The organism is Luteibacter sp. dw_328, from assembly GCF_018449605.1.
In the GTDB taxonomy this organism is placed as follows: Bacteria; Pseudomonadota; Gammaproteobacteria; order Xanthomonadales; family Rhodanobacteraceae; genus Luteibacter.
The window spans coordinates 140,210-163,431 of record NZ_JAAVUW010000010.1; the positions used below are offsets into that span (position 1 = coordinate 140,210).

Consider the following 23,222-nt stretch of genomic DNA (forward strand, 5'->3'; position numbering starts at 1 on the left):
GACAGCCGGGGCATGCAAGCGAATCCGGACATTTTTTGCATATATGACGCGGGGTTGAGAATTACCTCAGGCGCCACTTGCCGTCAGCACCGCGAGGAAATCCTTCCCGTAACGCTTGAGCTTGTTCTCGCCCACACCGCTGATCGAACCCAGTTCGTCTTCGTTTGCCGGCAGCGCGCGTAGCATCGCCAGCAGGGTCGCGTCGTGGAAGATGACATACGCGGGCACGCCATGTTGCTTGGCAAGTTCCGAGCGCACCCTGCGCAATTCGCTCCACAGCGGTTGCTCGATTTCCTCGATGCCAAGCGACCCGCCCGTGGTGGCCGGCGAGGGTCGTGAACTGCGACGCCCCTTGGCCGGTCGCGCATCCTCTCGCAGCCACACCTTGCGCTCGCCCTTCAGCACCGGGCCACTGGTCGGTGACAGGCGCAGCGTTCCATACCCTTCGGGATCGGCTTCGATAAGACCGGCTGCCAGCAGCTGGCGGAACACCGACCGCCACTGCGTGGCATCCATGTCCGCGCCGACGCCAAACACAGTCAGCTGGTCGTGGCGCAGGTCGCGCACGCGCTCGCCGGCTTCGCCACGAAGAATTTCGATGAGATGCCCTGCGCCGTAGCGCTGGCCACTGCGATAGATGCAAGACATCGCTTTCTGCGCAGCGAGCGTGGCGTCCCACGTGGTGGGCGGCACCAGGCAGTTGTCGCAATTGCCGCAGGGCTGGGGGTAGACCTCGGCAAAGGCCTCGAGCAGCAGTTGCCGGCGGCAACGCGTGGCCTCGGCAAAACCGAGCAGGGAGTCGAGCTTGAGGCGTTCGATGCGTTTGCGATCGTCGCCTGCTTCGGACTGCGAAATCATCTGGCTCATGGTGACGACGTCACCGAGGCCGTAGACCATCCATGCCTCGGCCGGCAGTCCATCGCGACCGGCACGACCGGTCTCCTGGTAGTAACCCTCCATGCTGCGTGGAAGGTCCAGGTGAGCGACGAAGCGCACGTCGGGCTTGTCGATACCCATGCCGAAGGCCACGGTGGCCACCATGACCACGGCGTCCTCGCGAAGAAAACGCTGCTGGTGACGCGTACGCATGTCGCCATCGAGACCGGCGTGGTACGGCAGGGCTTCGACGCCCGCCTCCACCAGCCATGCGGCCGTTTCGTCCACCTTGCGGCGGCTCAGGCAATACACGATGCCGGCTTCGCCCCGATGCGCATCGAGGAAATCCAGCAGCTGCCGCCGCGCGTTCTGCCGGGGTGCGACGCGATAGCGAATGTTGGGACGATCGAAGCTCGAGACGAAGCGACGCGCTGCGTGTAGTCCAAGCCTTTCAACGATCTCTTCGCGCGTGCGGTCGTCCGCCGTCGCCGTGAGCGCGATGCGCGGCACTTCCGGGAAGCGCTCATGGAGTATCGCCAGTTCACGATATTCGGGGCGGAAGTCGTGACCCCACTGGGATACGCAATGCGCCTCGTCGATAGCGAACAGAGCAATCGGGATGCGGTCGAGCAAGCCGAGGAAACGCCCGGTCAACAGACGCTCCGGCGCGACGTAGAGCATGTCCAGGTCGCCGGCGAGGAGCAGCTCCTCAACCTCGCGCTGGGTGGCCGAATCGAGGCTGGAGTTGAGGTAGCGGGCACGCACGCCGGCCTCGGTCAGTGCGTCGACCTGGTCCTGCATGAGGGCGATGAGCGGCGACACGACAATGCCCGTGCCGTGGCGCATCAGGGCGGGAATCTGGAAACACAGCGACTTGCCGCCGCCCGTAGGCATCAGGACGAGTGCGTCGCCGCCGTTGGCGACCTCCTCGACGATGGCCTGTTGCTGGCCGCGGAACTCGGGGTAACCAAAAACGGAATGAAGGAGATCGTGGGCCTGGGACTGCATGCCGCCATGCTAACAAACCGGGGCTTTCATCAGGATGCGCTGGCAGCTGAACGGGCTGTAGGCCTACGCCGATTTGGGACGAAAGCGATGTTCTTAATCGCCAAGTCGGCAGGTAATAAGTACGGGCCCGTTGTCCGCGGCTCGTCGATCGTTCGTGCCCTTCGGTGGAGAAGGTCTATGAAGCATCCGTGTCTCGCCGTGTCGTGCCTGGCCTGCGCCGTGCTCGGCAGCGCCCCGTGCATCCGTGCCGAAAGCGGCACCATCGTCTTCACCGGTGCGATCGTCGAGCAGGCGTGCCCGCTGCGGCATGGCACCCTCGATTGTCCGTCCGGGCACCAGGTAGGTGCCGTCATCCGGCCGCTCGACATCGCGTCGGCACGACGCCAGCTCCCCGCCGGCTTGTTCGCCTATGCACTGGCGCGAGATCGCGCTGCCACCTGGCAGGTCATCGACATCACCTATCGCTGAGGTCGCACCGCGTCAGCCCCAGATGGCGCGGTCCAGGTCGTGATCCAGCCCGAAGGCACTCATCGGTACGCGGCCGTCTTTCACGGTGACGCCTTCCGCCTTGAGTCGCCGGCACTGCTCGCGAAAGCCTTGTGTGCCGGCAGGGATGCCGATCCGGCCGTCGGCTCGCAGTACCCGGTGCCAGGGAAGGTCGAGCCGGTTGGGCGCATCGCCCAGCACCCGGCCAATCAGGCGGGCGCGTCCCGGGTAGCCGGCACGAGCGGCAATGGCGCCGTAGCTGGCCACGCGGCCACGCGGAATCGCCGCCACCGCTTCGATGATCCGTGTCGCGCGGAGCGCGCGGGCCTCATCGTCGTCGAGTTCATCCGTCATGGTCGTTTCGTGCATGTCTGGAAACGGCGGGGAGCGTACCATCGACTTTCCCCCGTGACGGACCTTACCCACAGCCATGCGACACTTCGAGGCCATCCGCTCCCATGTCGGCGGCGTCCACAAGCTCCGTCAGAACGAGCCCTACCTCATCAGCTTCGACCTGGAGTTGCCGGACGGCCGCCACCAGGGCATCTACCTGGCTGAGCTGGAAGATTCCGAAGGCCTGCGCTTCCTGCGCCTGTCGACTCCGATCGGCCCGCTGGCCGGCGTGGACGCGCGACGCTGCCTTCGTTTCAACTGGGAGCAGCGCACGGGTTACCTCGCCGAGGCGGACCTCGACGGCTCGCCTTATCTGCACCTGTGCGAGAACCGCCCTTACGATTACCTGGACGAGCACGAACTCGCTCGCCTGATCGAAGAACTGGGCGCGACCGGCGACCAGCTCGAGCAGGTCGTCAACGGCGAGGCCGACGCCCTCTGAGTCAGAGGAACAGTCGGCTGAGTTTGACCAGGCCGTAACCGATACCCGCCGTGATCGGCAGGGTAAGGATCCAGGCCCAGACCATCCGCTCGACAACAGACCAGCGGATGGCGTTCCAGCGCTTTGCCGCGCCGACGCCCATGATCGACGCCGATACATTGTGCGTGGTCGACACCGGCACGCCGAGCAGGGAAGCGGTGAGGATCACCGCGGCCGAACTGCCCTCGGCCGCGAAACCATTGATCGGATGCAGCTTGACCATCTTGTGGCCCAGCGTCTTGATGATGCGCCAGCCACCCCCAGCCGTGCCGGCGGCCATGGTGAGCGCGCAGACGACCTTGACCCAGACCGGAATCGGGAAGCCACCGGGCGCCGCCGGGTCGTGCGGGATACGCAGGAAGTGCAGGATCGTCGGCAGATGATCGAAGTGGCCGGCCGCCGTGGCACCGGCCAGGGCGAGGGCGATGATGCCCATGCTCTTCTGCGCGTCGTTCATGCCGTGGGACAGGCCCATCGCACTGGCCGAGACGATCTGTGCCTTGCCGAAGAAGCTGTTGACGAAGGGGGTGCGGCCGAAACGGCGCAGCGGGCCCTTGCGGCTGGAAAAGAAGCCGAGCAGCGCGTAGAGGCCGCCCATCAGAAGGTACCCGATGACGAAACCGAGGAAGGGCGAGACGATCATTGGCAGGATGACCTTGGGCATGACGCCCTTGCCCAGCCACCAGTGTGCCCCACCCTCCCACCAGATGATCGAGTGCAGGTTACCGTCCGAGGCCGCCAGGGCGGCGCCGACCAGCCCGCCGACCAGGGCGTGGCTCGAGCTTGAGGGCAGGCCCATCCACCACGTGATGAGGTTCCAGATAGTGGCGCCCAGCAGCGCACTGATCAGCAACTGCGAGCCCACGTCCACCACGCCGGTATCGATGAGGCCCGAAGCGATTGTGGCCGCGACGGCCGTGCCCCAGAGGGCGCCCGCGAGGTTCGTGACCGCCGCCAGCAGGACGGCCTGGCCGGGGGTGAGTACCTTGGTCGCGACGACGGTGGCGATGGAGTTCGCCGTGTCGTGGAAACCATTGATATAGGTGAACGCGAGGGCGATCAGGACGACCGCGATAACCATGCTCATGGGACCGCCGCCCTCAGGAGTTCTTGAGCACGATGGAATAGACGACGTTGCCGACGTCGCGGCACTTGTCCACGGCCTTCTCCACCAGCTCGAACAGATCCTTGGCGAGAATGGCCCGCAGCGGATCGGTGCCTACGGCGTAGAGCGTACGGTAGGGGTCGAGCAGGAGGCGGTCGGCCTCGGACTCCAGTGCCTGGAGCTGGTCGCGCAGCTTCTTCACCGGGTCGATCTTCAGGCCGTGGCGCAGCTGGCCGATCATGGCGACGACCACCTCGGCCGACCGCTCGAGCAGGGCCGCGCGCTGACCGAAGTCGATGCCGTCAAGGCGCTCGGCGACGATCACGTAGCGTTCGGCGAACTTCTCGATGGTCTTGGGAATCTTGTACAGCGCGGAGTTCAGCGCCTCGATATCTTCACGATCCAGGGCGGTCACGAAGGTGTTGACCAGTTCCTCGCCGATCTGGCCATGCAAGGCCTTCTCGCGGGCGCGGGCCGTACTGAAAGCGGCCATCACGGGGTTACGGTCGGCCTGGGTGACCAGCTCATGCATCGCCTTGGCGCTTTCGCGGGCGGCTTCTGCGCTCGCCTCGAGCAGGCCATAGAACTTGTCGCCCTTACCGAACATCGTCTGGAGTGAAAACATGGGGTCGCCTGGAGGAACCTGGGGGATTTGTGACCGCAATGTTACCGGATAAGGAAATGTGGGAGCCGCTTCAGCGGCGAAAAGCCAACAAGGCGGTGATGCCAGCTCCCCCCAATCCCCAAACACCCCCGGTCTGATATATATCCCCCAATGTTCTCCGACATCCTGCTCGTCCTCGTCCTTTCCCTCGGCAACGCGTTCTTCGCGCTGTCCGAGATGTCCGTCGTTGCCTCACGCAAGAGCCGCCTCAAGCAGATGGCACGGACCAGCCGCCGGTCCGCGGCCGCGCTCCGCCTGGCCGAATCCCCGGAACGGTTCCTGTCGACCGTGCAGGTCGGCATGACCCTGATCATCCTGGTCACCGGCGCCGTGGCCGGCGACACGCTGGGCGCGCAGTTCACCACCCTCCTCCATAACGGCGAGCCCGCCTGGCTGGAGCCGTACGCGAAGATCATCGGCTGGCTGCTAGGCTTCCTGCTGATGTCGCTGGTTCAGATCGTCATTGGCGAGCTGGTCCCCAAGCGTGCCGCACTGACCGCACCCGAGCGCATCGCCTCGCAGATCGCCGTGCCCATGCTGGTGATCTCCCGGATCACCCTGCCGATGGTCTGGCTGCTCAACCATCTCTCCAGCGGCATCCTGCACGTGCTCGGCCTGCGCCGCGGCGACGCCTCCGCCGCCACGGAAGAGGAGATCCGACTACTGGTGGCCGAAAGTGCCGAGCAGGGCATCCTCGACCTCGACGAACGCAACATGGTCAACCGCGTCCTTCGCCTGGGCGATCGTACGGTGGGCTCGGTGATGACCCCGCGGATGAAGATCGCGTGGCTCGACATGAATGCACCGCTGGAGGACAACCTCGAGGTGCTGCGCGAGACGCCGTTTTCGCGCTACCCGGTCTATCGCCGCGACGAGAGCGAGGTGGTCGGCACGGTAGAGGTGAAGTCACTGTTCGGCTCGATGCAGCGAGGCGAGGTGGACCTGTTCAAGCACCTCGCCCGTCCGCTTTTCGTGCCGGCGACCGCACGCGCGCTCGATCTGCTCGAATCCTTCCGCGACGCCGACACCCAGCTGGCACTGGCCGTGGACGAGTACGGCGACATCGAAGGCCTGGTCACGCTCAATGACCTCCTGTCGGCCGTGGTCGGTGCCACCGCACCCTCCACCGAGGACACCGCCCACGACGGCCCCATCGTCCGCCGCGAGGACGGCAGCTGGCTGGTCGACGGCAGCCTTCCCGCGGAAGATCTGCGCGAACTGCTGCAGATCGACCGCCTGCCTAACGAGGAAGAACACGATTTCCGGACCGCGGCAGGCATGGTCACGACCAATTTCGGGCACATCCCGCATGCCGGCGAGTCCTTCGTCTGGCAGGGTATCCGCTTCGAAGTCCTGGACATGGACGGCGCCCGCATCGACAAGCTGCTGGTCAGCGTTGTCGGCGCCAACGAGGCGCTTGCGCAGGAGCAGTAGGTGCGGATAGCCGCTGCGCGGCTCGTGTTTCCAGCGGCGTTGCCGCTGGTTACATGGGGCGCGCAGCGACCGTCCTTTCGCCGATGAATCGGCTCCTACAGTAGAGGGTCAGTCCTTTTTATGCGCGATGTCAGCCATGCGCTGGGCGTCGGCGAGGATGCCGTGGAGGATGCGGAGCTCACGCAGTTCGGGGCGCGCCCGGAGGAAGAGCTTGCGCAGCTTCAACATGATGGTGACCGGCGAACGGCCCTTGTGGAACTCGATGTCATCCAGGGTCTGCTCCAGATGGGTAAAGAATCGCTCGAGCTGCTCCGCGTCGGCCGGGACCTCGTCGGGGTCGATGTCGGCCACCGGTGCCTGTGCCTCATCAGCCAACAGGGCCGTACGCAGCTCGTAGGCCACCACCTGCACCGCCTGGGAAAGATTCAGCGAGCTGAAATCGTCCACGCTGGGGATGCGGATCATGGCATGGCAGCGGGAGAGCTCGTCGTTCTCCAGGCCCGTCCGCTCGTTGCCGAACACCAGGGCGACCTGCTCGCCCCGACGGGCGGCGGCGAGGGCCTGGGCCACACCCTCCCGCGGATCGAGCTCGGGGATGTTCACCCCGCGGCGTCGCGCCGACAGGCCGAGGGCGAAGGTCGTGCCGGCCAGTCCCGCCACCAGATCGTCCTGGACGGACGCGTTGCCGAGCACATCGTCAGCGCCCGCCGCCAGCGCCGTGGCTTCCGGATCCGGGAACCGGTGGGGAGCCACCAGGGTCAACCGGTCGAAGCCCATGGTGCGGATGGCCCGCGCCGCCGAGCCGATATTGCCCGAATGCGAGGTACGGACGAGGACGAAACGGAGACGATCGTTGAGCTCTGAAAGGGCCATGGCATCGGGGGGCTGAACGGGAGGACCGGAAAGTCTACAACGGCAATGACTTGGGTGAGCCGCAAGGCGGTGTTAAACTGCCCGACCGACGCGGCCCGACCGCGCTCACCTGTTCTTTTACCAAGTCGACCCCCATGCCCAGACCCGCCGTCAACGTTGCGGCGCGCGCCGCGCGCTCCGCAGGAAACATCATCCTGCGCTACATGAATCGCCTCGAGGGCCTCGCGGTCGTCGAAAAGCAGCGCATGGACTTCGCTTCCGAAGTCGATCGCCTCGCTGAAGCCGAGATCGTGAAGGAACTCCGTCGCGCCTACCCCACCCACGCCATCCTTGGCGAGGAATCGGGGCAGATCGGCAAGGGACCGTTGACCTGGGTCATCGATCCGCTCGACGGCACGCACAACTACCTGCGTGGCATCCCCCACTTCTGCGTCTCCATCGCCCTGGTCGAAAAGGGCGAGCCGGTCTACGGCGTGGTCTTCGACCCCCTGCGCGATGAGCTCTTCACCGCCAGCAAGGGCGACGGCGCCTACCTCAACGATCGCCGCATCCGCGTGGGCAAGCGTGAGGGGCTCGCCGGTGCGCTCATCGCCACCGGTTACCCGTATCGCGCCCGCAACCATCTCGAACCGCAGCTGGCGATGACGGCGGCCCTGCTCGCCGAGGCCGAAGACATCCGTCGCATGGGCTCGGCAGCGCTGGACCTGGCCTACGTGGCGTCCGGCCGCGTCGACGGCTTCTTCGAGCCGGCACTCAACATCTGGGACATCGCCGCGGGTGCCCTGCTGGTACGCGAAGCCGGCGGCATCTACGGCGACTTCGCCGGCCGCGAAGGCCTGCCCGAGAGTGGCAACATCATCGCCGGCAACATCAACGTCGCCAAAGCGATGACGGACGTGATCAAGGCCAACGCCACGGCGCGCTTGCTCGGGGTTTGATCCGACAAGCAATGTAGGCGATTGGCTCGCCTGGATGAGCGACTACGCCGCATGACCGACAACCAAAGCGCGCGCCCCGGACAGGGCGCGCGCTTTGCGTTTGGGCTCCAGAAAAACAAGCTCGGCGAACGCCACGGTTCACTGTCGTCCTCAAGCTTGAACAGCCCTGGCGATCGCCTACAGGCGCCGGCTTGCCATCGGTCTAGCCTGTCGTCGTTGCGAACCGGACGTTCGCACGCATCCGCAACGACACAAGGACGACATGCCGTGCCAGGAAAACCCCTCACCCGCTGCACCCTCACCGTGGCGATCGCCATCGGCGCCCTCACCTTCGCCGCGCACGCCGCCGCCGAGGTCCGGACGATGATCGTCACGTCCGACCCGCAGTACCCCTGGACGGATCGCACGGACAGGGGCGCGCAGGAAAGCGACAACGAGCGCGACCAGCGTTCCGAAGCCCTCATCACCGAGCAGTACCGGAGCATCGCCGCTTTTCGGGCGCAACGACCCGGCGAGGACATTCCGGTGTTCATCAACGGCGATCTGACGGCCTACGGACATGGCGACCAACGCAGCGTCATGGCGAGGCTGCTGCCCATCCTCGGCGACAACGTACACCTTGGACTCGGCAACCACGATTACCAGAACAATATCCGCCGGGTAAACGAGAAGGGCGAGACGCAAGGCTGCTACAACGACGGCTGCGCGCGCGACAGCATCGCTGGCCTCGTTCAGCACGTGACGGATAAAGCCGCGAAGGTCGCCTTCGATTTTTCGGTGAAACCGGGTGTATTCAGCGCCCTTCACGAGGGTAGCCTCGCCTATGCGGTGCAAGCTCCTGGACTGGATCGCGTACTGAACATCCAGCTCAACAACTTCCCGGAGTACACGGTGACCTTCGAGTCGACTGAAGGACTCCGCGTGCAGCGCCACCAGATTGTTTCCTCCCTGCCGTGGCTAGGCAACCTCATCGAGAGCAAGCTGGAGAAGCCGGCCTTCGGAGACTGGAAGGATCGCGACTACGACTTCGCCATCGTCCACATGCACGACCCGACCGAGTACAGCGGCGACTTCGCGAGGCTGGTCACGAACGCCGACGTTGCCGTCATCTTCGCCGGTCATCTCCATGAGGACATGGGTCGCTATCGCAACATCGGCAGCGTCCCCGTCTTCCTCAGCGGTTCGGCATCGCAACGCACCTACCTCATCGTCGAACATGACACCGATGAGGGCGTGCTGAGGGTATACGGCGTGCGCGGAAACAATCCTGCGCTGAAGGAACTGATCGGCACCGTGCCGGTGCACCGAGATCGGTGATCGCCTCAGTCGTTCCTGAGCAGATTGCGCAGGAACGGCACCGTCACCCGTCGCTGCGCGGCGAGCGACGCGCGATCGAGCGTGTCGAGCAGATCGAGCAACGCGCCGAGGTCGCGGGCATGGTGCGCGAACAGCCAGTCGAGCACGCTGTCGTCCAGTTCAATGCCACGGCCGGCCGCGTGGTCGCGGAGCACCTGACGCCGCTCGCCATCGGCCAGGGGCTTCAGCAACGCCTGCGTGAGCGAGCCGAGCCGCGACCGAAGATCCGGCAGGGCGATGTCCATCGAGGCGGGCGCACCGACGGAGGCGAATAGCAAGGTGCAGCCATCGGCGCGATACCGGTTGAAGGTATCGAACAGCGCATGCTCGGCGTCGGCCTCTCCGGCGATGGAATCGACATCGTCGATAGCGAGCACGTCGCTACCGGCCATGCCGCGAATGGCCGCTGCCCGGGGGCCACGCAGACCAGCCAGCGGCAGGTACTGCGCCGTGCGTCCCGCGTCGATGGCCGCCTGACAGGCTGCGATCAGCAGATGCGTGCGGCCGCTCCCCACCGGACCGGCGACGAAGACCCAGGGCGCCGCCGGATCGACGGCGGCGGCATGCACCGCCTCGACCGCCACGGCGTTTTCGCCCGCATGGAAGTGTTCGAATCGCTGGCGGCGCGGCCAGCGCAGCGCGAGAGGGAGCTGGGTCGTCATGGACCGCCGGCGCCCGGAATGGTGGGTTGGACCGGCTTCACTTTCACATCCACGTCCACATCGACATCGATGCGTTCCGGCTCGCTCACGGCGGCCGGCTCCGTGTAGAGATCGCTCTCGCGGTAACGCGCGAACACGTAGCGCATCAGTACCACGACGACCGACGCCGCCGGCAGAGCCAACAGCACGCCGAGGAAACCGAACAGGTGGCCGCCGGCGAGCACGGCGAAGATCACCGCCACCGGATGCAGGCCGATCTTGCTACCGACCAGGCGAGGCACCAGCACATAACCTTCGAGCAACTGGCCCACGGTGAACACACCTGCGACCAGGAGGACGTGGGTCCAGTCGCCGTATTGCACGAGAACGGCAATCATCGCGGCGACGAAGCCGATCATGAAACCCAGGTAAGGCACGAAGCTGAGCAGGCCGGCGACCATGCCGATCAAGGGACCGATCGAGATGCCGCACAGCGTGAGGCCGAGGCCATAGAACACGCCGAGCGCCAGCATCACCAACAGCTGGCCACGAACGAAGGCGCCGAGCACCTGGTCCGACTCGCTCGAAAGACGCACCACGGTCGGCTCGATGGAGCGCGGTAGCAGGCGCTGGATATGCGCGATCATCGTGTCCCAGTCGCGCAGGAGATAGAACGCGACGACCGGGATCAGCACGAGGTTGGTCAACCACATGACGATGCCCATGCCGGACTGCGTCACCTTGGTCACCGCTGTCGCCAGCACGCTGCTCACCGAGCCGATGTGCTCCTTGATCGTCGCGATCAGGCGATCAGCGTCGAAGACGTCGGGGTCAAGGTGCAGGCGCTGCTGAATCCACGGCAAGGCCGTGCTCTTGGCCCATTCCACGTAACGCGGCAGGTTCTCGGCGAGGTTCTCGAACTGGTGCTGGATCAGCGGAACCAGAAGCAGCAGTGCGCCAATGACGATCAGCGCGATGACCGCGAAGACGATGCTGACCGCCCACGAGCGCCCCATGCCCAGGCGCTGCAGGCGATCCGCCAGCGGGTCGCCGAGGTAGGCGAGCATCGCGGCGACGGCGAAGGGCATGAGCACCGGCGCAAGCAGCCAGATCACGAAGATGATGACGGCGCCGATCGCAAGCATTTGCCAGCGGCGCGAAGTGTCGTGAGTCATGCGATTCCAGTTTCGACGTAGGGAAGACGCCGCCATCGTCCCGTGGCGGCGGTGACGCCATTGTCGCGGATCAGGGGATCCAGCGAACGGCGAGGTCGGCGCCGTCATGGGCGTCGGCGGCCAGAACGTGGCCTGCGGAGGCATAACCGGCGATCAGGCGGGCCAGCGGCGCCGTGGCACTCACCGTGAACAGCACGCCATCGGCGGTGGCCCCGACAGGAGCCACTGACTTCACCGAGGGGTCGCTCTGGAAGGTCGACAACAGGCCGGCATAGTCGGCGGCCGAACGCAGGCCCGACACCCATACCTTGCCACTGGAGCTTCCGCCCTGGGCCGCCGTGAACTGGCGGTCCAGCTTGTCCGCCATGGCGTTGGCGCCGTTGGAGAGCAACGCCGCCCGCGCCTCACCGCTGTCCTTCCAGCTGGACGCGCGTCCCGCCGAGACCAGGGTCCAGTCGGTCTGGTCGCCGCCGACCTTGCCGATAAGGATCACGGCCGTGTTGTACTGGCGCGCCACGGTGGCGATCGCCGCGGCGTCGCCGCCGGCGATGGCGCTCGCATCAAGAGTGGAATCCGGCTTCGGCAGGACGATCTGGTAGCCGCGGGTGTCGGCCATCTGCGACAGCGGCAGGAGATCCTGCTGACCGAGGGTCTTGCCGGTCGCGTCGCGGGCAATCACCAGCACCGGCGGCTTCGGCGCCGCCGCGGCGGCATCGCCGACGGCCAGCACGCGGCGGATCGCGCCGGGGTCGAACACGATATCGAGGCTCAGCGGTGCACCATTGGCCCCACCGGTGCGCGCGTACTGATACTGCTGGACCAGCCCACCGGGCTGCTTCATGGCGTCGGCATAACCCGGTTTGGACCGGGGATCCGCGCCATTCGAGGCCCGGGCGAGCACCTGGGTAAGGCCGTTGGCAAAGGCCTGGTCGCGCACCGCGGCGCTGGTATCGGCCACCGGCACCGTGACCGTATAGATCGCGGTCTGCGCCGCCGCCGTGCCGACGAAGGACAGCAGGAAGAGCATCAGGAAGGCGAGGAGACGGGCTGGGCGCATGGTTTTGGCGTCGCTTTGTGAAGACGGGGAGTCTGCCCAAACCTTGCCATGCCGTCCATCCAGACGGCGTGCAGGGCAAAGCCATGGGGCTGCTTGCTGTTATCATGCACGGTTTCCAATACGCGCCGGAATCGCTTATGTCCTCCGACCAGGGCTCCCTTACCTACCGCGACGCGGGTGTCGACATCGACGCCGGCAACGCCCTTGTCGAACGCATCAAGCCCATGGTCAAGCGGACCTTCCGCCCTGAAGTCATGGGCGGGCTCGGTGGTTTCGGCGGCCTGTTCGACCTCTCCGGGCGTTATAAAGAGCCGGTCCTCGTCTCGGGTACCGATGGCGTAGGCACCAAGCTCAAGCTCGCACAGAACCTGGGACGCCACGACACCATCGGTATCGACCTGGTGGGCATGTGCGTCAACGACGTGCTCGTGCAGGGCGCGGAGCCGCTGTTCTTCCTCGACTATTTCGCCACCGGCAAGCTCGACATCGATACCGCCGCCGCGGTCATCAGCGGCATCGCCCGCGGCTGTGAACTGGCCGGTTGTGCCCTCATCGGCGGCGAGACCGCGGAAATGCCGGACATGTACCCGCCGGGCGAGTACGACCTCGCCGGCTTCACCGTTGGCGCGGTGGAAAAGTCCGCCATGAACGATGGCTCGACCATCGTCGCCGGCGACGTCATCCTCGGCGTAGCCGCCTCCGGCCCGCATTCCAATGGCTACTCGCTGATCCGCAAGATCCTCGAGCGGGCCGGCTCGCCGCTCGATCTCGACATCGGTGGCGTGAAGCTGGGCGACGCGCTGATGGCGCCCACGACCATCTACGTGAAGCCGATCCTCGACCTGCTGACGAAAGTGGACGTGCACGGCATGGCCCACGTCACCGGTGGCGGCCTGAAAGAAAACATCATCCGCGTGGTGCCCGACGGCCTCGGCCTGAGCATCGATGCCTCCTCGTGGGAGTTGCCGCCGGTATTCCAGTGGCTGCAACGCGAAGGCAACGTGGCCCGCGAAGAAATGTGGCGCACGTTCAACTGCGGCATCGGCTTCACCGTGCTGCTCGCCCAGGACCAGGTCGACGCCGCGAAGGCCGCACTGGCCGCCCACGGTCTCGCCTCCTGGGCGATCGGCTCGGTCGTCGCCGCCAGCGGCGACGAGCGCGTCCACATCGCCTGATCCGCTCCGTGGATCGACCCTTGCGTGTCGCCGCGCTCGCTTCCGGGCGCGGCAGCAACCTCGCCGCGCTGATCGCTGCGCGGCTGCCGATTGAATTCGTGCTGGTGGGTAGCGACAAGGCCTCCGCTGGCGCACTCGCGGTGGCCGCAGAGTCCGGCATTCCCACCGTCGCACTGAATCCCCGTGACTACGCGACGCGTACCGATTTCGATCGCGCGTTGTTCGGTCGCGTTGCCGATGCCGGTGCGGATCTCCTGGTTCTGGCCGGTTTCATGCGGATCATCGACGCGGGCGTTGTCGCCGACTGGGAAGGCCGTGCCATCAACGTGCATCCGTCGTTGCTGCCGAAGTATCGCGGCCTGCATACGCACCGCCGATGCCTCGAAGCCGGCGACGCCGAGCACGGTGCCAGCGTTCACTTCGTCACGGCGGAACTGGATGGTGGCCCGGTCGTGGCACAGGCACGGATCCCCGTCCGCCAGGATGACACCGAGGCCTCACTGGCCACGCGGCTGCTTGTCGAAGAGCACCGGTTGCTGCCGGCCGTCGTCGGCGCGATCGCCAGCGGTCGTTTGCGGTGGGAAGGCGGGGCCGTCTTCGACGGCGACCCGCTGACCACTCCCCTGGACATCACCGAGCTCTTGTAGGAGCCGATTCATCGGCGATCCCGCGGCAGCGGGCCCGGTCATTGCAAGCACCCATTCGCCGATGAATCAGTTGCTACCGAGCTGGCCCGTCCGCGATCCCACATGCCCCACATTCAGGCGCCGCCGCTAAACTCGGAGGCATGAAGACGACTCCCCTGCTCCGCGCCGGCCTTGCGCTGGCCCTCGCCCTGCCTGTCGCCGCGTTCGCCGCGGATGTACCGCAGTCCTTCACCGCGACGTATCACGTGCTCCAGGGCGGCGATCCGCTCGGCGACGCGACCATCACCCTGAAGTCCGTCGGTGGTGGCCAGTTCGAATACAGCAACCAGACCAAGGGCACCGGCGGCCTTGCCGCCGCCGTGGGCGCCAACGTGACCGAGAACTCGCGTTTCGCCTGGTCCGGCAAGGTGCCGGCGGCGATCAGCTATCACTACCAGCTGGATTCGTCGTTCAAGAGCAAGACACGCGACCTGACCATCCAGGGCAACACGGTGCAGGTGCAGGACACCAAGAAAGCCTATAGCTATGCGGCCGTACCGAACATGGTCGAGCGCAACACGCTGCCGCTCGCGCTTGGCGTGGCACTGGCGGCGGGAGAGCAGCAGGTCACCCTCCCCGTCGCGGTTAAGCAGGCCGTGGAGAACCAGTCGTTCAAGGTCTCGGGCAAGGAGAAGGTCACCGTCCCCGCCGGTTCGTTCGACGCCGTGCGTGTGGACCGTGCCGATCAGGCCGCGAGCTTCAGCGCCTGGTATGTCCCGACGAAGTATCCGGTCCCGGTAAAGCTGGCTCAAAAAGACGGCGGCGACCTGACACTGGAGCTGGTGAGCTTCCAGGGTAAATAAAAGGTTCTTCGCGGAATGCCGGGGACGCCGAAGACGGTGAGGCGCAGAGCCTTCGGCGTGTAGACGTGGCGGCGCAGAGCCTTCGGTGCCCACCCTCGCTGCTCAGACACGTCCTCCGCGTTTCGTACCGGAAAGTCCGCTGCGCGGACCATGTTCTTATTGGCCTACGGCCGCTCCACTTGTGCGGAACTCGCCTCGAGGGTGGGCACCGAAGACTCTCCCGGACCCTGAGGTTCGTGTGGGTCGAGCCGACAAAGCAGCGCCGCTTCGGATGCTGGCTCGTCGGCATCGCCAAACGGTCGACCCCAGCGCGCTGAGATCGTCCGCGAGTCAGCGCAGCGGCGAGGAAAACGCTCGCCGCGCCGGAAATGACGTATCTGCACGACCGCCGTAACGGTCCGCTTGGGCGGCCACACCCACTCCAACGGCTCTCCTTCCACTCAACCGTATCGTCGTGAGAGACCTTGGTGTCCACCCTCGAGGCGAGTTCCGCACAAGTGGAGCGGCCGTAGGCCAGTTAGGTACACGGGCCGCGTGAGCGGCCTTCCTTTTCGAACGCGGAGGACGTGTCTGAGCAGCGAGGGTGGGCACCGAAGGCTCTGCACCTCATCCCCTCACTCAAGCGGCGGCTCGAGCTGGCAGCAACGGGCCAGGCGCGGCGGCCGGCCAGGGTGACGCGAGCACCCGTTCGCCGATGAATCGGCTCCTACAGGAACCGAAAGGGCCGGCAGGCGCCGGCCTTTCCTTTAGCCCGGCAGGCGACGGATCGTCGCGCCGAGTACGCCCAGCTTCTCTTCGATGTTCTCGTAGCCGCGATCGATGTGATACACGCGATCCACGGTCGTGTCGCCCTCGGCAACCAGGCCGGCGAGGACCAGGCAGGCGGACGCACGCAGGTCGGTGGCCATGATCGGGGCGCCGCTCATCTTCGGCACGCCGGTGATGATCGCCGTGTTGCCCTCGAGGCGGATATCCGCGCCCAGGCGCTGCAGCTCCAGGGCGTGCATGAAGCGGTTTTCGAATACCGTCTCGGTGATCACGCCCACGCCTTCCGCGATGCAGTTGAGCGCGGTGAACTGTGCCTGCATGTCGGTCGGGAACGCCGGGTAAGGCGCAGTGATGAGGTTGACGGCCTTCGGACGGCGCCCACCCATGTCGAGCTCGATCCAGTCCTTGCCCGTGCTGATGTGCGCGCCGGATTCTTCCAGCTTCTGCAGGACGGCATCCATGGTATCGGCGCGCGCACCACGTGCACGCACCTTGCCGCCGGTCATCGCGGCGCCGACCAGGAAGGTGCCCGTTTCGATGCGATCGGGGAGCACTTCGTAGTGCGCACCGTGCAGGCGTTCCACGCCTTCGACGATGAGCGTGGAGGTACCGATGCCGTCGATCTTCGCGCCCATCGCCAGCAGGCAGTGGGCGAGATCGACCACCTCCGGCTCCTGCGCAGCGTTTTCGATGATGGTGGTGCCCGAGGCCAGGGTAGCGGCCATGAGAATGTTCTCAGTGCCCGTGACGGTGACCATGTCCATGACGATGCGGGCGCCCTTCAGGCGGCCGGCCTTCGCCTTGATGAAGCCGTTCTCCACCGTGATTTCGGCACCGAGCGCCTGGAGTCCGCGAATGTGCTGGTCCACCGGACGCGAGCCGATCGCGCAGCCTCCGGGCAACGAGACTTCGGCCTTGCCGTAGCGCGCCACCAGCGGGCCCAGCACGAGGATCGACGCACGCATGGTGCGGACGAGGTCGTACGGTGCGACGCAGGAGTTTTCCGGGCGCGGGTCGATATGCATCTTCATGCGATCGTCCAGCACCACGCGTACGCCCATGCGGCCGAGCAGCTCGATAAAGGTCGTGACGTCGTGCAGATGCGGCACGTTGCCGATGCTTACCGGTTCGTCGGCGAGCAGGCAGGAAGCGAGAATGGGCAGTACGGCGTTCTTCGCACCGGAAATGCTCACATCACCCACGAGCGGGTTGCCGCCGGTGATCAGGATCTTGGCCATGGAATTCGAATACCTGGAAAGGGAGGTCGTACGAAGGGCGTCGCGGCGCGCGTCAGCGGCGGCCGGCGGCCTCTTCGGGAGTAAGGGTCTTCAGGCCCAGGGCGTGGATGGCACCGCCCATGAGGTCGCCAAGCGTGGCGTAAACAAGGCGGTGACGGGCCAGCGGCAACTTGCCGGCGAACTGTTCCGAGATGACATCGGCTTCGAAGTGCACGCCGTCGTCGCCGCGAACGTTCACCAGGGCGCCGGGCAGGCCGGCTTCGATCAATGCCTGGATGCGGGCAGCGTCCATGGATTCTCCGTTGGAAGGGGGTCGTCGAACCGCAGGGTTCCGAAACGGACCCTGAACCATCGTTCGATGGCGGCGACGATAAAATGAGAATATGTAATGGTAATGGAAATCCGGTGTCGCAGAAATGGACATCCCGGGTCAAACGCCCCCACCCGGACCCCCGAGGCCGCATGAATGCCCGCACCGCACCGCCTCTCGATCACCCGCTAGTGAACGCCGACATCGTCGTCCGCAGCGCGCGCACCGTGATCGTCACCGAGGCGGCGGCCATCCGCGCCCTGGAAAACAAGGTCGATGCGTCATTCGTGGCCGCCTGTCAGATGATCCTGGCCTGCAAGGGCCGCGTGGTCGTCTCCGGCATGGGCAAAAGCGGGCACATCGCCCGCAAGATTGCCGCCACGCTGGCGTCCACGGGAACGCCGTCATTCTTCGTCCACCCCGGCGAGGCCAGCCACGGCGACCTCGGCATGATCCAGCCGGACGACATCCTTCTGGGAATCTCCTACTCCGGCGAGACTGACGAACTCCTCTTCATTCTTCCGGCGATCAAGCGCCAGGGCATTCGGCTGATCGCGATCACGGGCAACCCGAAGTCGTCGCTGGCCAGGCAGGCCGACATCAACATCGATGGCAGCGTGAGTTCCGAAGCCTGCCCGCACGGCCTTGCCCCCACCGCCAGCACCACGGCGGCGCTGGTCATGGGCGACGCGCTCGCGGTGGCCCTGCTCGAAGCCCGCGGATTCACGCCGGACGATTTCGCCCGCTCGCATCCCGCTGGCAGTCTCGGCCGCCGCCTGCTCCTGCACATCGCGGATGTCATGCACTCGGGTGACGATGTTCCCCGTGTGCGCCTGGGTGCCACCCTCAGCGAAGCGCTCGTCGAGATGAGCCGCAAGCACCTGGGCATGACCGCCGTGGTCGACGACGAGGGTGTCCTCCATGGTGTCTTCACCGACGGCGACCTTCGCCGCTGCCTCGACGACGATGGCATCGACCTCCGTAACGCCACGGTCGCCCAGTTGATGACAAGCGGGCCGAAGACCATCGGTTCGGACAAGCTCGCCGTGGAAGCCGCGCAGCTGATGGAAAAGCACCAGATCAACGCGCTGCTGGTCACCGATGCCGACGGGCGTGTGGTCGGCGCACTGAACATCCACGACCTGCTCCGCGCCCGCGTCGTCTGACGCCCATTAACCAGAAGCCCATGCCCTACACGCATTACACCGAGATTCCCGCCGATGTCGCCGAGCGCGCCGCCCGAGTACGCGTGGTCGTTTTCGACGTGGACGGGACGCTCACCGACGGTCGCCTGTGGTACGCCGAAGACGGTCGCGAAACCAAGGTCTTTCATGTGCACGACGGCCTGGGCCTGAAGCGCCTGCAGGAAAACGGCATCAAGGTCGCCATCATCACCGCCCGGATCAGTCACCCGGTGTCGCTGCGCGCGGAAGAACTCGGCATCCAGCACGTTTACCAGGGCCAGAAGGACAAGCGCGCCTGCCTGACCGAACTGCTGGACGCGCTACGGCTTGCACCCGAGCAATCCGCCTTCGTCGGTGACGACCTGCCCGACCTGGCCGCCATGCGCATCTGCGGACTGGCCGTGGCCGTGGCCAACGCGCACCCCTGGGTGGCCGAGCATGCCCACGTCCGCACCCGCCTGTCCGGTGGTTATGGCGCCGCCCGTGAAGTGGCCGACCTGATCCTCGCCGCCCAAGGCAAGGCCGAAGCCGAGCGGGATCGCTGGCTGTGAGCCTGATGCTCCTGTTCAAGGACCGCAGCGCCGCGGGCGTCGCCGGCGTGCTCGCCGTGGCACTCGGCGCGAGCGTGCTGCTCTATTACTGGGTCGCGCCCGACAAGAAGGTCGACGACTTCGTCGGCCCGCCGCGTTCGGGCTACACGTTGACCAACTTCAATCTCGACTCTTACAACGACTTCGGCCAGCCGGCCTTCAAGTTGATCGCGCCTCACCTGGAGCGCCGCGAGGACGACGAGTCGCTATACATCAATGCGCCCGATTTCGTCCTGCCACCAACCAAGGACCTGACGGCGCCGCCGTGGAAAGGGCATTCGCAATACGGCTGGGTGAACAAGGACGGCAGCCTGCTGAAGCTGCAAGGCAAGGTCCACATGGACCGCATCGCCTTCGGGCAGACCCCTCCGGCGAGCATCGACACCTCCGAAGTCACGGCGTGGCCCAAGGAGAATCGCCTGGAGACGGCCGAGGCAGCCCGGATTGTTCAGGGAGCCTCTACAATGGATGGCGTTGGCATGCGCGCCAATCTCGATACCAAGCATTTGGAGCTTCTCGATGCAGTCCACACCGTCTATCCGCCGCGCAAGCGCTAAGGCCCTCTTCGCGGTGCTCGGCGTGGCGCTCGTCACGAGCCTGCCCGCTGTCGCCAAGAAGTCCGATCGCGACCAGCCGACCAACGTCACGTCGACGTCGTTCGACGGCACCCAGCAGCAGGCGAACAGCACGCAGCCGGGCAAGGTGATCTGGACCGGCAATGTGGTGCTCACGCAGGGCACGCTGAAGATCACCGGCAGCAAGGCCACCGGCTTCCTCGACGCAGACAACCAGATCACCCGTGTCATCGTCGACGGCAGCCCGGCCACCGTCCAGCAGTTGGACGAGCAGGACCTGCTGATGCGCGGCCATGCCAGCAACATCGACTACAAGCCGGACGACGGTTCCAATAACAGCGGCAACGGCATCGCCGTGCTGACCGGCAAAGCGCATGTAGACAAGCAGACCGACACGACCGACAAGAGCAAGCTCAACCAGAGCGACGGCGACAAGATCACCTACAACACGACCAACAGCACGATGACGGGCGAAAGCAATGGCCCGGAGCCCGTGCACATGACGTTCCAGCCGAAGAATCCGCCGCCCGGCGCGGCTCCGGCAACGCCGGCCGCGACGCCGCCGGCCGCGAAACCGACCCCACCGAAGAAGCCCTGACCCGATGCTTTCAGCCCAAGGCCTCCAGAAGCGCTTTCGCGCGCGCCAGGTAGTCCGCGATTTCGCTTTCTCGATCCGCGAGGGTGAGGTGGTCGGACTGCTCGGCCCCAACGGCGCCGGCAAGACCACCTGCTTCTACATGGTGGTTGGCCTCATCCAGGCCGACGCCGGCGTGATCAAGCTCGATAACCAGGACATCACCGGCCTGCCCATGCATGCCCGCGCCAAGCTCGGCATCGGCTACCTGCCCCAGGAAGCCTCGGTATTCCGCCGCCTGAGCGTCTCGGACAACATCCTGGCCGTGCTCGAACTACGCGACAACATGACCGCACGGCAGCGCGAAGAGGAGCTGGAAAGCCTGCTCGACGAGCTGAAGATCGCCCACATCGCCGAGCAGAAGGGCATCAGTCTCTCCGGCGGCGAGCGTCGCCGCGTGGAGATCGCCCGCGCCCTGGCAGCCCGCCCGCGCTACATGCTGCTGGACGAGCCCTTTGCCGGCGTCGATCCGATTTCGGTCGGCGAGATCCAGCGCATCGTCCGCCACCTGAAGGAACGCGGCATCGGCGTGCTCATCACCGATCACAACGTACGTGAGACGCTCGGCATCTGTGACCGCGCGTACATCCTCAATGACGGCGAAGTCCTCGCTCGGGGTACGCCGCAGCACATCCTTGCCGACGAAAAAGTGCGCGAGGTGTATCTGGGCCGTGAATTCCGTATCTGACACACATAAGTTTCGGCCGGTGGGCATAGCTCGCCGGAACGCTGGTTTGGGAAGGTCGCAAAGGGTTACGATGGATTCGGCACCTAACGCATCGAAGGCATGAAACCCGGACTCCAGTTTCGCCTGCATCAGCAGCTCACGCTGACGCCCCAACTACAGCAGGCTATCCGCCTGCTCCAGTTGTCGCAGCTGGAGCTTGAGGCCGAACTCCGCCAGATCGCGGAAAGCAATCCGCTGCTTGAGTTCGCGGAGGATGCGGAAGCCGAGCCCGAATTGCCCGAAGAAGGCGACTACGACGGCCCGGACTTTCCGGCGCGCGACGAGGTCCCTGTCAAAGCGTCCAAAGCCGAGGAAGAATCCACGGTCACGCCGTCCGAGGAGCTCGCTCCCGAGTGGGACGACGACCGCTTCCACGGCGAGGCTGGCGACTATGCCGGCGCTCCTTCGCGGTCTGGTGGTGGCGACGAAGAGGGCTTCGAACCTCAGAATGCCGCCCCGGAAAGCCTCCAGCAGCATCTGGAATGGCAGCTCAACCTCTCCCAGTTTTCGCCGCGCGACCACGCCATCGCCACGGCGATCATCCATGCGCTGGATGAAGACGGCTACCTTCGCGACGGCGTCGAAGCGGTGGAAGCCGCCCTGCCCGCCGAGTTGAATGCCAGCGCGGAGGAAATCGAACGCGTGCGTCAGCGTGTGCAGCGTTTCGATCCCACCGGCATCGCCAGCCTGGATCTGCGCGACTGCCTGCTCTGCCAGTTGTCGCAGTTCTCCCTCGAAACGCCCCATCGCGACCTCGCCATCCGTGTGGTCAGCGACGAGCTCGAACTGCTGGCGCGCAACGACGCCGCCAAGATCGCCCGCCGGCTGAAGGCCGCCGAGGAAGACGTGGCGGCCGCCGCCGCCCTGATCCGCAGCCTCGATCCGCGCCCCGGCTCGGCGCTGGACGCCACGCCGGTCGAGTACGTCGCCCCGGATGTCTACGCGCGCCGTGAGAACGGCCGCTGGCAGGTCAGCCTCAATCCCGACGCCCAGCCCCGGCTGGGCCTCAACCAGCACTACTGCAACCTGATCGCCCGCGCCCGTGGCGACGACGCCACCTGGATGAAGGGTCAGCTGCAGGAGGCCCGCTGGCTGCTGAAGAGCCTGCAGTCGCGCGCCGAGACCCTGACCAAGGTGGCCGACGTGATCGTGCGCCGGCAGAGTGCCTTCCTCGACTACGGCCCGGAAGCGATGCATCCGCTGGTGCTGCGCGAGGTGGCCGAGGAGGTCGGCATGCACGAATCGACAATTTCACGGGTCACTACGCGCAAGTACATGCACACGCCGCGCGGTACCTTCGAACTGAAGCACTTCTTCTCCAGTGGCGTGGCCACGGAGGACGGCGGCAGCGCCTCGGCCACCGCGATCCAGGCCATGCTCCGCAAGCTCATCACAGGCGAGGACGCACGGCGCCCGCTGTCCGACCAGGCCCTGGCCGAGGAACTTCATCGACGCGGAATTCAGGTGGCCCGCCGTACGGTGGCCAAGTACCGGGAAGCCCTGCGCATCCCCAGTTCCAGCGAACGTGTCCGCGCCAGTTGAGGCGCGGGGAACCCTCACGGAGGTCCACGGTCACACTGTTTCAGGCTTGAGGAACGGCACTCCGTCGTTCCGCACTCGTCGCCCCCAAGGCGGCACCCTCAGCAAGAAGGAGGCGTCATGCAAATCCAGATCAGCGGCCAGCACATCCATCCCACCCCTGCCCTGCGCGAGCGCGTGGAACAGCAAATCAGCCGCTTCGAACGCCTTTTCGACAACATCACTGCCCTCGACGTGGTCCTTTCCGTCGACAAGAACGAGCACAAGGCGGGTGGCACCCTCCATTGTGCCGGCGTCCGTCTTCACGCCGATGGCGTAGCCAGCCTCGAAGACGAAAAGAAACCGGACGCCCTCCACAAAGCCATCGACGCGATGATCGCCAAGCTTGCCGACCAGCTGAAGAAGCACAAGGAAAAGCTCAAGGATCACCACAACGCCGAGGGCCGCGACGCGCGCGTCGCCGCTCCCTGAACCCCCGTCCACGCTTGATGGCACAATAGCCCCAG

Annotated in this window: 25 protein-coding genes; 15 read left to right on the forward strand and 10 right to left on the reverse strand. The window is 65.8% G+C overall.

Annotated elements, in window-relative coordinates; translation table 11 throughout:
* Positions 1-66: 66 nt before the first annotated feature.
* Positions 67-1,884, reverse strand: coding sequence for a DNA helicase RecQ (gene recQ / locus HB634_RS21510; protein ID WP_063571674.1), 1,818 nt, complete (start codon positions 1,882-1,884; stop codon positions 67-69).
* 177 nt (positions 1,885-2,061) lie between these two features.
* Between recQ and HB634_RS21515 the strand changes: the two genes are divergently transcribed.
* Complete coding sequence (locus HB634_RS21515; RefSeq protein WP_213950048.1) at positions 2,062-2,352, forward strand: hypothetical protein; 291 nt, start codon at positions 2,062-2,064, stop codon at positions 2,350-2,352.
* A 12-nt stretch (positions 2,353-2,364) separates the two neighbouring features.
* Here the strand turns inward: HB634_RS21515 and HB634_RS21520 are convergent, their stop codons facing one another.
* Positions 2,365-2,724, reverse strand: coding sequence for an MGMT family protein (locus HB634_RS21520; RefSeq protein ID WP_046967019.1), 360 nt, complete (start codon positions 2,722-2,724; stop codon positions 2,365-2,367).
* 76 nt (positions 2,725-2,800) lie between these two features.
* Between HB634_RS21520 and HB634_RS21525 the strand changes: the two genes are divergently transcribed.
* Positions 2,801-3,205: a hypothetical protein gene (locus HB634_RS21525; RefSeq protein ID WP_213950049.1), complete on the forward strand. Its 405-nt coding sequence runs from the start codon at positions 2,801-2,803 to the stop codon at positions 3,203-3,205.
* A gap of 1 nt (position 3,206) precedes the next feature.
* On the opposite strand, the gene HB634_RS21530 is transcribed toward HB634_RS21525, so the two are convergent.
* Together HB634_RS21530 and HB634_RS21535 are read right to left on the reverse strand one after the other, a co-directional pair.
* On the reverse strand, positions 3,207-4,331 hold the full coding sequence (locus HB634_RS21530) for an inorganic phosphate transporter (protein ID WP_213950050.1): 1,125 nt from the start codon (positions 4,329-4,331) through the stop codon (positions 3,207-3,209).
* 13 nt (positions 4,332-4,344) lie between these two features.
* On the reverse strand, positions 4,345-4,974 hold the full coding sequence (locus HB634_RS21535) for a hypothetical protein (RefSeq protein WP_063574362.1): 630 nt from the start codon (positions 4,972-4,974) through the stop codon (positions 4,345-4,347).
* Positions 4,975-5,124: 150 nt separating this feature from the next.
* Here HB634_RS21535 and HB634_RS21540 point away from each other — a divergent pair, with 150 nt between their 5' ends.
* The gene (locus HB634_RS21540; RefSeq protein WP_213950051.1) at positions 5,125-6,447 is read left to right on the forward strand and encodes a hemolysin family protein; all 1,323 of its coding nucleotides are present in this window, start codon (positions 5,125-5,127) and stop codon (positions 6,445-6,447) included.
* Between the two features lie 108 nt (positions 6,448-6,555).
* On the opposite strand, the gene HB634_RS21545 is transcribed toward HB634_RS21540, so the two are convergent.
* Positions 6,556-7,320, reverse strand: a complete 765-nt coding sequence (locus tag HB634_RS21545; protein ID WP_213950052.1) for an RNA methyltransferase — start codon at positions 7,318-7,320, stop codon at positions 6,556-6,558.
* Between the two features lie 134 nt (positions 7,321-7,454).
* Between HB634_RS21545 and HB634_RS21550 the strand changes: the two genes are divergently transcribed.
* Both HB634_RS21550 and HB634_RS21555 read left to right on the forward strand, forming a co-directional pair.
* Positions 7,455-8,258 (forward strand): inositol monophosphatase family protein, encoded by an 804-nt coding sequence (locus tag HB634_RS21550; protein ID WP_063572998.1) that lies wholly within the window; start codon positions 7,455-7,457, stop codon positions 8,256-8,258.
* Positions 8,259-8,525: 267 nt separating this feature from the next.
* Positions 8,526-9,575: a metallophosphoesterase gene (locus tag HB634_RS21555; RefSeq protein WP_213950053.1), complete on the forward strand. Its 1,050-nt coding sequence runs from the start codon at positions 8,526-8,528 to the stop codon at positions 9,573-9,575.
* A gap of 5 nt (positions 9,576-9,580) precedes the next feature.
* Here the strand turns inward: HB634_RS21555 and hda are convergent, their stop codons facing one another.
* The 3 genes from hda to HB634_RS21570 all read right to left on the reverse strand — a co-directional run bounded on the left by hda (position 9,581) and on the right by HB634_RS21570 (position 12,487).
* A complete protein-coding gene (gene hda, locus HB634_RS21560; protein ID WP_213950054.1) occupies positions 9,581-10,276 on the reverse strand; it encodes a DnaA regulatory inactivator Hda in 696 nt (231 codons plus the stop codon).
* Positions 10,273-11,430 (reverse strand): AI-2E family transporter, encoded by a 1,158-nt coding sequence (locus HB634_RS21565; protein ID WP_213950055.1) that lies wholly within the window; start codon positions 11,428-11,430, stop codon positions 10,273-10,275. Before HB634_RS21565 ends, hda begins: the two co-directional genes overlap by 4 nt.
* A gap of 70 nt (positions 11,431-11,500) precedes the next feature.
* Positions 11,501-12,487, reverse strand: a complete 987-nt coding sequence (locus tag HB634_RS21570) for a DUF2066 domain-containing protein (RefSeq protein WP_213950056.1) — start codon at positions 12,485-12,487, stop codon at positions 11,501-11,503.
* Between the two features lie 137 nt (positions 12,488-12,624).
* On the opposite strand from HB634_RS21570, the gene purM reads away from it, so the two are divergent.
* The 3 genes from purM to HB634_RS21585 all read left to right on the forward strand — a co-directional run bounded on the left by purM (position 12,625) and on the right by HB634_RS21585 (position 15,151).
* The gene (gene purM, locus HB634_RS21575; RefSeq protein ID WP_063573959.1) at positions 12,625-13,662 is read left to right on the forward strand and encodes a phosphoribosylformylglycinamidine cyclo-ligase; all 1,038 of its coding nucleotides are present in this window, start codon (positions 12,625-12,627) and stop codon (positions 13,660-13,662) included.
* Between the two features lie 8 nt (positions 13,663-13,670).
* Positions 13,671-14,309 (forward strand): phosphoribosylglycinamide formyltransferase, encoded by a 639-nt coding sequence (gene purN, locus HB634_RS21580; RefSeq protein ID WP_213950057.1) that lies wholly within the window; start codon positions 13,671-13,673, stop codon positions 14,307-14,309.
* Positions 14,310-14,449: 140 nt separating this feature from the next.
* The gene (locus HB634_RS21585; RefSeq protein WP_213950058.1) at positions 14,450-15,151 is read left to right on the forward strand and encodes a DUF3108 domain-containing protein; all 702 of its coding nucleotides are present in this window, start codon (positions 14,450-14,452) and stop codon (positions 15,149-15,151) included.
* A 746-nt stretch (positions 15,152-15,897) separates the two neighbouring features.
* Here HB634_RS21585 and murA read toward each other — a convergent pair.
* Together murA and HB634_RS21595 are read right to left on the reverse strand one after the other, a co-directional pair.
* Positions 15,898-17,157 carry a UDP-N-acetylglucosamine 1-carboxyvinyltransferase gene (gene murA, locus HB634_RS21590; RefSeq protein WP_063573707.1) on the reverse strand — a complete coding sequence of 420 codons (1,260 nt, stop codon included), beginning with the start codon at positions 17,155-17,157 and terminating at the stop codon, positions 15,898-15,900.
* 52 nt (positions 17,158-17,209) lie between these two features.
* Complete coding sequence (locus HB634_RS21595; RefSeq protein WP_063573706.1) at positions 17,210-17,449, reverse strand: BolA/IbaG family iron-sulfur metabolism protein; 240 nt, start codon at positions 17,447-17,449, stop codon at positions 17,210-17,212.
* 170 nt (positions 17,450-17,619) lie between these two features.
* Between HB634_RS21595 and HB634_RS21600 the strand changes: the two genes are divergently transcribed.
* The 7 genes from HB634_RS21600 to raiA all read left to right on the forward strand — a co-directional run bounded on the left by HB634_RS21600 (position 17,620) and on the right by raiA (position 23,187).
* Positions 17,620-18,633 (forward strand): KpsF/GutQ family sugar-phosphate isomerase, encoded by a 1,014-nt coding sequence (locus tag HB634_RS21600; protein WP_213950059.1) that lies wholly within the window; start codon positions 17,620-17,622, stop codon positions 18,631-18,633.
* 20 nt (positions 18,634-18,653) lie between these two features.
* Entirely contained in the window at positions 18,654-19,202 is a 549-nt protein-coding gene (locus tag HB634_RS21605; protein WP_213950060.1) for an HAD-IIIA family hydrolase, read from the forward strand.
* A gap of 5 nt (positions 19,203-19,207) precedes the next feature.
* A complete protein-coding gene (gene lptC / locus HB634_RS21610) occupies positions 19,208-19,798 on the forward strand; it encodes an LPS export ABC transporter periplasmic protein LptC (protein ID WP_063572636.1) in 591 nt (196 codons plus the stop codon).
* Positions 19,761-20,414, forward strand: a complete 654-nt coding sequence (gene lptA / locus HB634_RS21615) for a lipopolysaccharide transport periplasmic protein LptA (RefSeq protein WP_063572633.1) — start codon at positions 19,761-19,763, stop codon at positions 20,412-20,414. The genes lptC and lptA overlap by 38 nt, the downstream gene beginning before the upstream one ends.
* Before the next feature lie 4 nt (positions 20,415-20,418).
* Positions 20,419-21,138 (forward strand): LPS export ABC transporter ATP-binding protein, encoded by a 720-nt coding sequence (gene lptB, locus HB634_RS21620; RefSeq protein WP_063572632.1) that lies wholly within the window; start codon positions 20,419-20,421, stop codon positions 21,136-21,138.
* Positions 21,139-21,237: 99 nt separating this feature from the next.
* Positions 21,238-22,719 (forward strand): RNA polymerase factor sigma-54, encoded by a 1,482-nt coding sequence (locus HB634_RS21625; RefSeq protein WP_213950061.1) that lies wholly within the window; start codon positions 21,238-21,240, stop codon positions 22,717-22,719.
* Positions 22,720-22,836: 117 nt separating this feature from the next.
* A complete protein-coding gene (gene raiA, locus HB634_RS21630) occupies positions 22,837-23,187 on the forward strand; it encodes a ribosome-associated translation inhibitor RaiA (protein WP_046967002.1) in 351 nt (116 codons plus the stop codon).
* Positions 23,188-23,222 lie beyond the last annotated feature (35 nt).

Bases quoted from the DNA above. Each gene is read 5' to 3' on its own strand.
- HB634_RS21625 (WP_213950061.1), top strand. From the start codon at position 21,238: ATGAAACCCGGACTCCAGTTTCGCCTGCATCAGCAGCTCACGCTGACG.
- HB634_RS21520 (WP_046967019.1), bottom strand. From the start codon at position 2,724: ATGACGGATGAACTCGACGACGATGAGGCCCGCGCGCTCCGCGCGACA.
- HB634_RS21535 (WP_063574362.1), bottom strand. From the start codon at position 4,974: ATGTTTTCACTCCAGACGATGTTCGGTAAGGGCGACAAGTTCTATGGC.
- lptA (WP_063572633.1), top strand. From the start codon at position 19,761: ATGCAGTCCACACCGTCTATCCGCCGCGCAAGCGCTAAGGCCCTCTTC.
- HB634_RS21545 (WP_213950052.1), bottom strand. From the start codon at position 7,320: ATGGCCCTTTCAGAGCTCAACGATCGTCTCCGTTTCGTCCTCGTCCGT.
- lptB (WP_063572632.1), top strand. From the start codon at position 20,419: ATGCTTTCAGCCCAAGGCCTCCAGAAGCGCTTTCGCGCGCGCCAGGTA.
- HB634_RS21530 (WP_213950050.1), bottom strand. From the start codon at position 4,331: ATGAGCATGGTTATCGCGGTCGTCCTGATCGCCCTCGCGTTCACCTAT.
- HB634_RS21565 (WP_213950055.1), bottom strand. From the start codon at position 11,430: ATGACTCACGACACTTCGCGCCGCTGGCAAATGCTTGCGATCGGCGCC.
- HB634_RS21585 (WP_213950058.1), top strand. From the start codon at position 14,450: ATGAAGACGACTCCCCTGCTCCGCGCCGGCCTTGCGCTGGCCCTCGCC.
- HB634_RS21550 (WP_063572998.1), top strand. From the start codon at position 7,455: ATGCCCAGACCCGCCGTCAACGTTGCGGCGCGCGCCGCGCGCTCCGCA.
- recQ (WP_063571674.1), bottom strand. From the start codon at position 1,884: ATGCAGTCCCAGGCCCACGATCTCCTTCATTCCGTTTTTGGTTACCCC.
- HB634_RS21540 (WP_213950051.1), top strand. From the start codon at position 5,125: ATGTTCTCCGACATCCTGCTCGTCCTCGTCCTTTCCCTCGGCAACGCG.
- HB634_RS21595 (WP_063573706.1), bottom strand. From the start codon at position 17,449: ATGGACGCTGCCCGCATCCAGGCATTGATCGAAGCCGGCCTGCCCGGC.
- raiA (WP_046967002.1), top strand. From the start codon at position 22,837: ATGCAAATCCAGATCAGCGGCCAGCACATCCATCCCACCCCTGCCCTG.
- murA (WP_063573707.1), bottom strand. From the start codon at position 17,157: ATGGCCAAGATCCTGATCACCGGCGGCAACCCGCTCGTGGGTGATGTG.
- HB634_RS21525 (WP_213950049.1), top strand. From the start codon at position 2,801: ATGCGACACTTCGAGGCCATCCGCTCCCATGTCGGCGGCGTCCACAAG.
- HB634_RS21605 (WP_213950060.1), top strand. From the start codon at position 18,654: ATGCCCTACACGCATTACACCGAGATTCCCGCCGATGTCGCCGAGCGC.
- lptC (WP_063572636.1), top strand. From the start codon at position 19,208: ATGCTCCTGTTCAAGGACCGCAGCGCCGCGGGCGTCGCCGGCGTGCTC.
- hda (WP_213950054.1), bottom strand. From the start codon at position 10,276: ATGACGACCCAGCTCCCTCTCGCGCTGCGCTGGCCGCGCCGCCAGCGA.
- HB634_RS21515 (WP_213950048.1), top strand. From the start codon at position 2,062: ATGAAGCATCCGTGTCTCGCCGTGTCGTGCCTGGCCTGCGCCGTGCTC.
- HB634_RS21570 (WP_213950056.1), bottom strand. From the start codon at position 12,487: ATGCGCCCAGCCCGTCTCCTCGCCTTCCTGATGCTCTTCCTGCTGTCC.
- HB634_RS21600 (WP_213950059.1), top strand. From the start codon at position 17,620: ATGAATGCCCGCACCGCACCGCCTCTCGATCACCCGCTAGTGAACGCC.
- purM (WP_063573959.1), top strand. From the start codon at position 12,625: ATGTCCTCCGACCAGGGCTCCCTTACCTACCGCGACGCGGGTGTCGAC.